This is a genomic window from Rhizobium sp. SEMIA 4085 (assembly GCF_013004495.1).
In the GTDB taxonomy this organism is placed as follows: Bacteria; Pseudomonadota; Alphaproteobacteria; order Rhizobiales; family Rhizobiaceae; genus Rhizobium; species Rhizobium gallicum.
The window spans coordinates 1-9,779 of the sequence record NZ_JABEPH010000226.1 but is presented as its reverse complement, the minus strand read 5'-3'; the positions used below and the strand labels follow the sequence as shown (position 1 = coordinate 9,779).

Annotated in this window: 14 protein-coding genes; 11 read left to right on the top strand and 3 right to left on the bottom strand. The window is 61.0% G+C overall.

Features of this window, described 5'->3' with window-relative positions; genetic code table 11:
* The 9 genes from C9413_RS20880 to C9413_RS20840 form a co-directional block, all read left to right on the top strand.
* A partial coding sequence (locus C9413_RS20880) for a 2-oxo acid dehydrogenase subunit E2 (RefSeq protein WP_246703807.1) occupies positions 1-284 on the top strand: 284 nt, incomplete at its 5' end.
* Positions 285-303: 19 nt separating this feature from the next.
* Positions 304-945, top strand: coding sequence for an SGNH/GDSL hydrolase family protein (locus C9413_RS20875; RefSeq protein WP_039844817.1), 642 nt, complete (start codon positions 304-306; stop codon positions 943-945).
* A gap of 2 nt (positions 946-947) precedes the next feature.
* A complete protein-coding gene (locus tag C9413_RS20870; protein ID WP_039844818.1) occupies positions 948-1,529 on the top strand; it encodes a GNAT family N-acetyltransferase in 582 nt (193 codons plus the stop codon).
* A 15-nt stretch (positions 1,530-1,544) separates the two neighbouring features.
* Positions 1,545-2,993 (top strand): dihydrolipoyl dehydrogenase, encoded by a 1,449-nt coding sequence (gene lpdA, locus C9413_RS20865; protein ID WP_039844819.1) that lies wholly within the window; start codon positions 1,545-1,547, stop codon positions 2,991-2,993.
* A 53-nt stretch (positions 2,994-3,046) separates the two neighbouring features.
* On the top strand, positions 3,047-3,301 hold the full coding sequence (locus C9413_RS20860) for a GlsB/YeaQ/YmgE family stress response membrane protein (protein ID WP_039844820.1): 255 nt from the start codon (positions 3,047-3,049) through the stop codon (positions 3,299-3,301).
* Between the two features lie 14 nt (positions 3,302-3,315).
* Complete coding sequence (locus C9413_RS20855) at positions 3,316-3,564, top strand: GlsB/YeaQ/YmgE family stress response membrane protein (protein WP_039844821.1); 249 nt, start codon at positions 3,316-3,318, stop codon at positions 3,562-3,564.
* Positions 3,565-3,658: 94 nt separating this feature from the next.
* A complete protein-coding gene (gene lipA, locus C9413_RS20850) occupies positions 3,659-4,630 on the top strand; it encodes a lipoyl synthase (RefSeq protein WP_039844822.1) in 972 nt (323 codons plus the stop codon).
* A gap of 67 nt (positions 4,631-4,697) precedes the next feature.
* Positions 4,698-5,264, top strand: coding sequence for an AAA family ATPase (locus tag C9413_RS20845; protein ID WP_170250851.1), 567 nt, complete (start codon positions 4,698-4,700; stop codon positions 5,262-5,264).
* Between the two features lie 9 nt (positions 5,265-5,273).
* Positions 5,274-5,720, top strand: a complete 447-nt coding sequence (locus C9413_RS20840; RefSeq protein WP_039844824.1) for a type II toxin-antitoxin system RatA family toxin — start codon at positions 5,274-5,276, stop codon at positions 5,718-5,720.
* 28 nt (positions 5,721-5,748) lie between these two features.
* On the opposite strand, the gene C9413_RS33645 is transcribed toward C9413_RS20840, so the two are convergent.
* The 3 genes from C9413_RS33645 to C9413_RS20830 all read right to left on the bottom strand — a co-directional run bounded on the left by C9413_RS33645 (position 5,749) and on the right by C9413_RS20830 (position 7,852).
* Positions 5,749-6,057: a hypothetical protein gene (locus C9413_RS33645; protein ID WP_082046595.1), complete on the bottom strand. Its 309-nt coding sequence runs from the start codon at positions 6,055-6,057 to the stop codon at positions 5,749-5,751.
* 71 nt (positions 6,058-6,128) lie between these two features.
* Complete coding sequence (locus C9413_RS20835; RefSeq protein ID WP_170250850.1) at positions 6,129-6,629, bottom strand: CinA family protein; 501 nt, start codon at positions 6,627-6,629, stop codon at positions 6,129-6,131.
* A gap of 2 nt (positions 6,630-6,631) precedes the next feature.
* Positions 6,632-7,852 carry a bifunctional 2-C-methyl-D-erythritol 4-phosphate cytidylyltransferase/2-C-methyl-D-erythritol 2,4-cyclodiphosphate synthase gene (locus C9413_RS20830; RefSeq protein ID WP_039844826.1) on the bottom strand — a complete coding sequence of 407 codons (1,221 nt, stop codon included), beginning with the start codon at positions 7,850-7,852 and terminating at the stop codon, positions 6,632-6,634.
* 145 nt (positions 7,853-7,997) lie between these two features.
* Between C9413_RS20830 and dusB the strand changes: the two genes are divergently transcribed.
* Both dusB and C9413_RS20820 read left to right on the top strand, forming a co-directional pair.
* The gene (gene dusB, locus C9413_RS20825; RefSeq protein WP_039844827.1) at positions 7,998-9,020 is read left to right on the top strand and encodes a tRNA dihydrouridine synthase DusB; all 1,023 of its coding nucleotides are present in this window, start codon (positions 7,998-8,000) and stop codon (positions 9,018-9,020) included.
* Positions 9,020-9,779, top strand: a 760-nt coding sequence (locus C9413_RS20820; RefSeq protein WP_246703806.1) for a histidine kinase dimerization/phospho-acceptor domain-containing protein, incomplete at its 3' end; no start/stop codon positions are given. The genes dusB and C9413_RS20820, both read left to right, overlap by 1 nt.

The window sequence follows — 9,779 nt, the reverse complement described above, 5'->3', positions numbered from 1 at the left end:
TGATCAGGAGGAACACGGCATCGGGGAGGCGAGGGTGCCCCGGGGGCCCGGAATTGTGTAAAAGAGACCGCTTCGCACCCGTCGTCACCCCGCCACATGCGACGATCCTTGCGGTCGGAGCCGGCGAGCAGCGTGTCATTGTCAAGAAGGGCGAAATGGCGATCGCGACGGTGATGAGCATCACGCTTTCGACCGACCACCGTTGCGTCGACGGTGCGCTCGGCGCCGAGTTGCTGCAGGCCTTCAAGGGCTATATCGAAAACCCGATGAGCATGCTTGTCTGATCATTGAGCGGAGACGGAAATGACGAAGACCGTTCTTTGCTATGGCGACTCGCTCACCTGGGGCTACGATCCGGTTTCGCTGAGGCGGCATGCCTATGAGGACCGCTGGCCGAGCGTGCTGCAGGCAGCGCTTGGCGCTGCGGCGCATGTCATTCCCGAAGGCATGAACGGCCGGACGACCGCTTTCGACGACCATCTCGCCGATTGCGACCGCAACGGTGCGCGCGTCCTGCCGACGATCCTGCAGACGCATGCGCCGCTTGATCTCGTCATCATCATGCTCGGAACCAACGACATGAAGTCGGTCGTGGCGGGATCGGCTTTTGCCGCCTGCCAGGGCATCGGCCGCCTGGTGCGGCTGATCCGCAATCATGCCTGGCCCTTCGAGTTCGATGGGCCGGACATCCTAATCATAGCACCGCCGGCGATCTGCGCGACAGGGAATGTGCCTTTTGCCGCTTCGTTCCCGGGCGGTATCGAGGAATCGGCAAAACTTGCAACGCTTTATCGTGACCTTGCCGACGAACTCGGTTGCGGATTCTTCGACGGCAACTCAGTCGCGAAGACGACACCGGTCGACGGCATCCATCTCGATGCGGAAAATACCCGCGCTCTCGGGCGCGGGCTAGAATCAATTGTACGGATGATGCTGGGGCTCTGACCATGGCCGCTTTCGCCGCGCTGCGGCCGGCAGAACGGCGGGACGCGGCAGAGCTGGCCATCCTCGTGGACATCGGCTCGCACGGCTTTGCTTCCTGGCTTTGGTTCGCGGAGGTGGCGGGCAGCAGCGCCGACACGCCGCTGGAGTGGGGCCGGATGAAGATGAGCCGCGATGGCGGATGGGGGAATTGGCAGAACGCGGTGATTGCCGAGGCTTATGGTGAGATCGCCGGAACGGCGGTGGGCTATGCGCTTGGCGAAGAGATCAGAGCGATCGCGGCGGATCGTCGTGCGCTGGAGCCGGTAATAGCGCTACAGAAGCAGGCGGCCGGAAACTGGTTCATCGGCACGCTGGCCGTCTATCGCCATCTGCGCGGCATCGGCATCGGAAAGCGATTGCTGGGGGACCAGATCGAGAAGGCGGGAGAGCGGGCTGTCAGCCTGATCACCGCAAGTGATAATGAGGCAGCGCTCGCGCTGTACGAGAAGAATGGATTTTCGCAAGCCGCCCGCGCTGAGGCCGTGGCGCTTTTCGAAAACAGCAGGAAACACGAGTGGGTGCTTCTGACCCGCCTCGCCGGATAAAAAAGGCAGGAAAACATGGCTGAGAATTACGACGTCATCATCATCGGCTCCGGCCCGGGCGGCTATGTCGCGGCCGTGCGTGCCGGCCAGCTCGGTCTGAAGACCGCGATCGTCGAACGCGAGCACCTTGGAGGCATCTGCCTGAACTGGGGCTGCATCCCGACCAAGGCGTTGCTGCGCTCCGCCGAAATTCTCGACCATTCCACTCATTTGAAGGATTACGGCCTCGTTCTCGAAGGCAAGGTCAGTGCCGATGTGAAGGCCGTTGTTGCCCGTTCGCGCGGCGTTTCCGCACGCCTCAACAGCGGCGTCGGCTTCCTGATGAAGAAAAACAAGGTGGATGTGATCTGGGGCGAAGCCAAGATCACCAAACCCGGCGAGATCGTCGTCTCCAAGACTTCCAAGCCGGTTGTTGAGCCGCAGCATCCGTTGCCGAAGAACATCAAGAGCCAGGAAGGTACTTACACCGCCAAGCATATCATTATTGCGACCGGCGCCCGCCCGCGCGCTCTGCCGGGCATCGAGCCGGACGGCAAGCTGATCTGGACCTATTTCGAGGCGCTGAAGCCGGATGTCCTGCCGAAGTCCTTGATCGTCATGGGCTCGGGCGCCATCGGCATCGAATTTGCGAGCTTCTACCGCTCGATGGGTGTCGATGTGACCGTCGTCGAAGTCCTGCCGACGATCATGCCGGTCGAGGATGCGGAAGTGACCGCCATGGCCCGCAAGCAGCTGGAAAAGCGCGGCATGAAGATCTTCACGAGCGCCAAGGTGGCGAAGGTCGAGAAGGGCGCCGGCAGCATCACCGCCCATGTCGAGACGGCTGATGGCAAGATCCAGCAGATCACCGCGGACCGTATGATCTCGGCCGTCGGCGTGCAGGGCAATATCGAGAACCTCGGTCTCGAAACACTCGGCGTGAAGACGGATCGCGGCTGCGTGGTAGTTGACGGCTATGGCAAGACCAGTGTTCCCGGCATCTACGCGATCGGCGATGTCGCCGGCCCGCCGATGCTGGCCCACAAGGCCGAACATGAAGGCGTTGTCTGCGTTGAAAAGCTCGCCGGCCTGCCGAATGTTCATCCGACCGACAAAGGCAAGGTTCCGGGCTGCACCTATTGCCAGCCGCAGGTTGCCTCTGTTGGTCTGACGGAAGCAAAGGCCAAGGAACTGGGCCGCGACATCCGCGTCGGTCGTTTCTCGTTCGCCGCAAACGGCAAGGCGATCGCGCTCGGCGAGGACCAGGGCCTCTGCAAGGTGATTTTCGACAAGAAGACCGGCGAACTCCTCGGAGCGCATATGGTTGGCGCTGAGGTAACCGAGCTGATCCAGGGCTTCGTCGTCGCGATGAATCTCGAGACGACCGAGGAAGAACTGATGCACACGATCTTCCCGCACCCGACCGTCTCCGAATCGATGAAGGAAGCCGTGCTGGACGCTTACGGCCGGGTGTTGAACGCTTGATAATTTCCCTTTTCACCCTCTATCCGAGGTAGAAAAAACGAAAGGAAATCATCATGTCTATGGAGACGCAGGCATGGCTTGTCTTCCTGCTGATCGGCCTCGTTGCGGGCTTCCTCGCGAGCTTGGTGGTCGGCGGAGGCGGATTGGTGCGCTGCCTGCTCAGCGGCATCATCGGCGCGTTCGTGGGCGGGTTTCTGTTCAATGCGCTGGGTATATCGCTCGGCATTGAAAATGCGTTGGTCGTGCAGATCATTCACGCCACAGTCGGCGCCATTGTCGTGGTGTTGATTGCAAGGGCGATAGCTTAGGGAAAACGATAATCATGGAAGGCGTCGGCTGGATAGCGGCAATCATCATCGGCGGTTTTGCGGGCTGGCTCGCCGGCAAGCTGATGGAAGCGCGATATGGCATTGTGCTGAACATCGTGCTCGGCATCGTCGGTTCGGTGGTCGCGACTGCCATCCTGGCGCAGTTCCACGTCGAGGTGGCCGCAGGACGGCTCGGCTACTTCGTCACCGGTTTCCTCGGCGCCTGCCTGCTGATATTCATCGCCCGGCTCGTGCGGCGATAATGCGCATCACGACACGAATTGTAAGGTTCGAGCAAAACGCTTATGTGCAGACAGGTGACGGAGCCGCATGGGGCGGCGGAAAGTTGATACTGCAATGGTAACCATTCTCGACACGGTCAATCCCGACGCCAAGCGCGTGCGGCATCCGGAAAAGGCTAACCGCCCCGATACGGAAGTCATGCGCAAGCCGGACTGGATCCGCGTCAAGGCCCCGACCTCGAAGGGCTATGCCGAAACGCGCGCGATCGTGAAGGAAAACAAGCTCGTCACCGTCTGCGAAGAAGCCGGATGTCCGAATATCGGCGAGTGCTGGGACAAGAAGCACGCGACCTTCATGATCATGGGCGAGATCTGTACCCGTGCCTGCGCCTTCTGCAACGTCTCAACAGGCAAGCCGAACGCGCTCGACATGGCGGAGCCTGAGAACGTCGCCAAGGCCGTCAAGGAGATGGGCCTTTCCCACGTCGTCATCACCTCGGTCGACCGCGACGATCTGGAAGACGGCGGTGCTGAGCATTTCGAGAGGGTGATCTGGGCGATCCGCGCAGCGTCGCCGGCAACCACGATCGAAATCCTGACGCCGGACTTCCTGCGCAAGCCGGGCGCCCTGGAGCGCGTCGTCGCCGCCAAGCCGGATGTCTTCAACCACAATCTGGAAACCGTGCCGTCGAACTACCTGACGGTCCGTCCAGGCGCCCGCTATTTCCACTCCATTCGCCTGCTGCAGCGCGTGAAGGAACTGGACCCGACGATGTTCACCAAGTCCGGCATCATGGTTGGCCTTGGCGAAGAGCGTAACGAAGTGCTCCAATTGATGGACGACCTGCGCACCGCCGACGTCGACTTCCTGACGATCGGCCAGTACCTGCAGCCGACCCGCAAGCACCACAAGATCGAGAAGTTCGTGACGCCGGATGAATTCAAGTCGTACGAAACCGTCGCCTACACCAAGGGCTTCCTAATGGTGGCATCGAGCCCGCTCACCCGCTCTTCGCACCACGCCGGCGACGATTTCACCCGATTGAGGGCAGCACGCGAAAAGAAGCTGCTGACGGCGGCGGAATAATCAACGAAGGCTTGCATTTTCTGAAAGCCGCGGCGATCCTCCCGCGGCTTTTTTGTTGGAGGATGCCATGGCCTGGTTGAGCGATGTCAGGGATGCCGCCCACCGGCTCAAGACGGCTGATCGCGTACTCGTCATCGGCTGCTCCGGCGGCGGCAAGACCACGCTTGCGCGGACGATCGCAACGCGCTTCCGCCTGCCCTTCATTTCCATGGATCGCGAGTTCTTCTGGCTGCCGGGCTGGGTCGCACGCGCACGCCCGCAGCAGCGGGCGTTGATAGCCGAACGGATCAAGCGAGATCGCTGGATTATGGACGGAACCAACACGTCGAGCTTTGATCTCCGGCTGCCGCGGGCCGATATCGTCCTGTGGGTCCGCATGCCGCGTCTGATATGCGTTTGGGGCGCGGTCAGCCGCTGGCTGAAGTGGATTGGACGTACACGGCCGGAAATGACGCCGGGCTGTCCGGAGAAGGTCGATCTCGAATTCCTGCGCTACATCTGGAATTTCGAGAAGAAGCATTCGCCCATGGTTCTCGCCGCCATGGCCGCCCACGGCCCCGATGTCCCGGTTCTCCAGCTAAAATCACGCCATCAGATGCGCGAGCTTCTTGATCTTCTCGGTTCCCCCGCTTAACTGCCGATCATGCCGCAATTCGAAACGCATCACCGCGTCCCGCACTCCGCTGATCAGATGTTCGACCTCGTGGCCGACGTGGAACGCTATCCCGAATTCCTGCCGCTCTGCGAAGCCTTGAGCATCCGCAGCTGCAAGGAGCGCGACGGCAAGATCTTGCTGATTGCCGACATGACCGTCGGCTACAAGGCGATACGCGAGACCTTCACGACGCAGGTGCTGCTCAACAAGGCGGAGCGCTTCATCGACGTCAAATACATCGACGGGCCGTTCCGGTATCTCGACAATCGCTGGCGCTTTGAGGAGGCCGTCGGTGACGGCTGTACCATCCATTTCTTCATCGACTACGAGTTCAAGAGTCGCATCCTCGGTGCGCTGATGGGCTCGATGTTCGACCGCGCCTTCCGCATGTTTTCCGAGGCCTTCGAAAAGAGGGCGGAAGCGGTCTACCGATAGCCGCCAGACGGCCGTGTCCTGGAAGTCCTTACCGATCGAAGAAGTGATAGAAGTACCGATTTGCCGGATAGGCATATGCCCCCCGATCAATAAAGTTGCGCCGCGACAGGCAACTTCTCAGGGCCGCGTTGTAAACGAGGCTGTACGGGTTGGGCGACCCTCTTGGCCAGGACATCGCCTCGTACCGGCAATATCCAAGCGCACGGTCGTATTTCGCTAGCAAGACAGGGTCGGAATCGACGCGGATTCCATGATATGTCTGATAGTTTGACGGGGCCTCGGCAGCCGATACGCAGCCCAGGCTCAAAGCAACTCCCATTGCGGCCAGATATCTCATCGACGTAACCCTTTGCGGAATGAAATCCGGCATAGGAACGGGCGCCAGTGCTCTTTGTTCCAAGCGCGGGATTATGCCCGGTTTTCCCGGAGTTCGATCAGCATTTCCAGCGCGGTCTGTACGGTTGCACGACGCACCTTGTCGCGGCCGATATCGCCATAGAGCATCTTGCGGCGGATGAGGGCGCCGGTGCGCGATTTCGCCGCCAGATGAACCAATCCGACCGGCTTTTGCGGCGAGCCCCCGCTCGGCCCGGCAATCCCTGTCACGGCGACCGCAACGTCGGCGCGGGAGCGGAAAAGGGCGCCGTGCGCCATCTGCAGCGCTGTCTCCGCGGAAACGGCGCCGAAGCTTTCGAGTGTACCTTCCTGAACGCCGAGCATCTCGATCTTGGCGGTATTGGTATATGTGACAAAACCGCGATCGACGACTGCCGAGGAGCCGGAGATTTCGGTGAGCGCGCCGGCAATCAGCCCCCCGGTGCAGGATTCAGCAGTTGAGATCGTATTCTTTGCCGTCGTGAAATCGCGCACGATGATCTCCGCGAGCGAGAGAATGTCGGCGGTGAACATATTTACCCCTTTGCTCGGCGGTAGACGACGGTCGCGGTTGCGATCGCCGCAATGCCCTCGCGGCGGCCGACAAAGCCGATCGTCTCGTTCGTCGTGGCCTTCACTGAGCAGCGGTCGATCGAGATACCTAGAAATTCGGAGAGATTAGTCCGCATCGCGTGGCGGTGCGGGCCGACTTTCGGTGCTTCGGCGATCAGCGAGACGTCGGCATTCATGATCGTGCCGCCGCGATCGCGCACGATCTTCGCTGCATGTTCGAGGAAGATGCGCGAGGCTGCACCTTTCCATTGTGGGTCCGAAGGCGGGAAGTGATCGCCGATATCGCCTGCGCCGCAGGTGGCAAGCAGCGCGTCGGTCAGGGCATGCAGCGCGACGTCCGCATCCGAATGGCCTTTGAGCCGCTGCTCGTGCGGGATGAAGACGCCGCAGAGCGTGACCCCATCGCCGGCTTGCAATTGATGCACATCATAGCCGTTGCCGGTGCGCACGTCAGGCAGCTGCGATGACGAAAGCCGGTCGTCGGCAAGGGCGATATCCCGTTTAACCGTCAGTTTCACGTTGTCGGCAGCACCTTCGACGATTGTCACGGGAATCCCGGCCCATTCGGCGATTGATGCGTCGTCTGTGAAATCCGTGCGGCCCATCTCGCTTGCCTTTTCATGCGCCGAGAGGATGGTGTCATAGACGAAGGATTGCGGCGTCTGGGCCGCGAAAAGATGCTCGCGCGACACCGTTTCCAGAACAGTGCCCGTAGCGTCAGCCCGCTTCAGCGTGTCGGCAACAGGTATTGCGGGCAGGACCGCCGGCGCGCCGCCGGCCAGTGCATCGGCAATGCGATCGAGAAGCTGGTGGTCGAAGAAGGGGCGAACGGCATCATGAATGAGGACATGCGTAATGCCTTTGTTTTTCAGGTGCCTCAGTCCGGCGAGAACAGACTGCTGTCGCGTTGCACCGCCGTGAACGGCTTCGATCGGCGTGGCGGACAGCACCTGGCGAAATGCCTTTGCGACCAGCGCGTCGTCGTCGGGATGGATGACGACGACGACGTGGGCGGCGTGCTCCCATGTCATGAAGTTTTCCAGCGTGTGCGTGATAACCGGCTTTCCGCCGATTAACCGGTATTGCTTCGGACCTTCCTCATGCGAGCCCGCCCGCTCGCCGCGGCCGGCAGCAACGATGACAATTCCAGCCGAGATCGGTTGCGTCGAATGCATTTGCGGCATAAATCCCTAAAAATGTGCGGAAAGCGGCGTGACTGCTCTATCCCCTTCGCGGTTCGCTTTCCAGCATCTGCCCAAAAAATATCAATTCTCACCGAAGCCTCTTGGCAAGCCCCCTTAGTATGGCTAAAAATAGTGCAGCAGTACCGTGTGCCTGAAAGATAATCAATTGCATCCAGTAAACCTTGCGGCGCCCTTGCAGATCGGAAATGTCTCCGTGCGCAACCGCGTTGTGCTGGCGCCGATGTCCGGCGTCACCGACATGCCCTTCAGGCAGCTCGCCTGGCGCCACGGCGCAGGCCTGGTTGTAACCGAGATGGTAGCGAGCAGGGAGCTCGTGAACAATACGGCCGAATCATGGTCGCGACTGAGGGATGCCGGCTTCAAGCCGCATATGGTGCAGCTCGCCGGCCGCGAGGCGCATTGGATGGCGCAGGCGGCCAAGATCGCGGCCGATAGCGGCGCCGACATCATCGACATCAACATGGGTTGTCCGGCCAAGAAGGTGATCGGCGGCTATTCCGGATCGGCGCTGATGCGCGATCCGGATCATGCGCTGAGCCTCATCGAGGCAACCGTGAAGGCTGTCGATGTTCCGGTTACGCTGAAGATGCGGCTCGGCTGGGACGACAATTCGATTAACGCACCAGAGATCGCCAAGCGTGCCGAAGCTGCAGGGGTAAAGCTGATAACCATTCATGGCCGTACGCGGATGCAGTTTTACGAAGGCAAGGCGAACTGGGACGCGATCCGCGACGTTCGCAACGCAATTTCGGTTCCGCTGATCGCAAACGGCGATGTCGACACAAAGGCAGATGCGCAGGAGATCCTTCGCCGCTCGGGCGCTGATGTGGTGATGATCGGCCGGGGTTGTCAGGGACGGCCATGGCATGCAGGCGTGCTGGCTGGCGCACCCGCGCCGTCGCCGGGGAAAATACCGGACATTGCCGTCGAGCATTACGAAATGATGCTGGATTTCTATGGCGAGGCGACGGCCATCCGCCATGCCCGCAAGCACCTCGGTTGGTATCTGGAGCGTTTCGCACCGGTGCTGCCGGTTTCGCAGAAGGCGGCAATCATGACATCGCATATACGGGCAGAAGTAGTCTCGCGCCTTCGCGATGCGCTGGCGGCCGGTTTGGAAATTTCAAAAAGCCGGGAGGCGGCATGATGGACAAGGTTCAAGCCGATCATACCGGTGGCGTTGCGATGGCAGTGCTGAACGCGATCCAGAATCCGGTGGTGATGGTCGACGAGGCGGGCCTGATAGCCTTCGCGAACTGGGAGGCGGAATCGTTTTTCGGCGCCAGCGCGTCGCACCTTGCCCGCTACAAGATTTCCACCTTCATTCCGTTCGGAAGCCCGCTACTGGCCCTGATCGATCAGGTGCGGGAGCGCAGGGCACCCGTCAACGAATACCGCGTCGACCTGAGTTCGCCCCGTCTTGGCCAGGACAAGCTGGTCGATATCTACGTCGCGCCGGTGATCAGCGAGCCCGGCTCCGTCGTCGTGGTGTTCCAGGAGCGTTCGATGGCCGACAAGATCGACCGTCAGCTGACGCACCGGGCGGCCGCCCGGTCGGTGACGGGCCTCGCATCCATGCTCGCCCACGAAATCAAGAATCCGCTCTCCGGCATTCGTGGTGCCGCCCAGCTTCTCGAGCAGTCGGTCGTCGATGAGGACCGCGCGCTGACGAGGCTCATCTGCGACGAGACCGACCGCATCGTGTCGCTGGTCGATCGCATGGAGGTCTTCTCAGACGAGCGCCCTGTCGATCGTCTGCCCGTCAACATCCATTCGGTCCTCGACCATGTGAAGGCGGTGGCAAAGGCAGGCTTTGCGCGGCACATCCGCATCACTGAGAATTACGATCCGTCGCTGCCTGCAGTTTACGCCAACCGCGATCAGCTCGTGCAGGTCTTCCTCAACC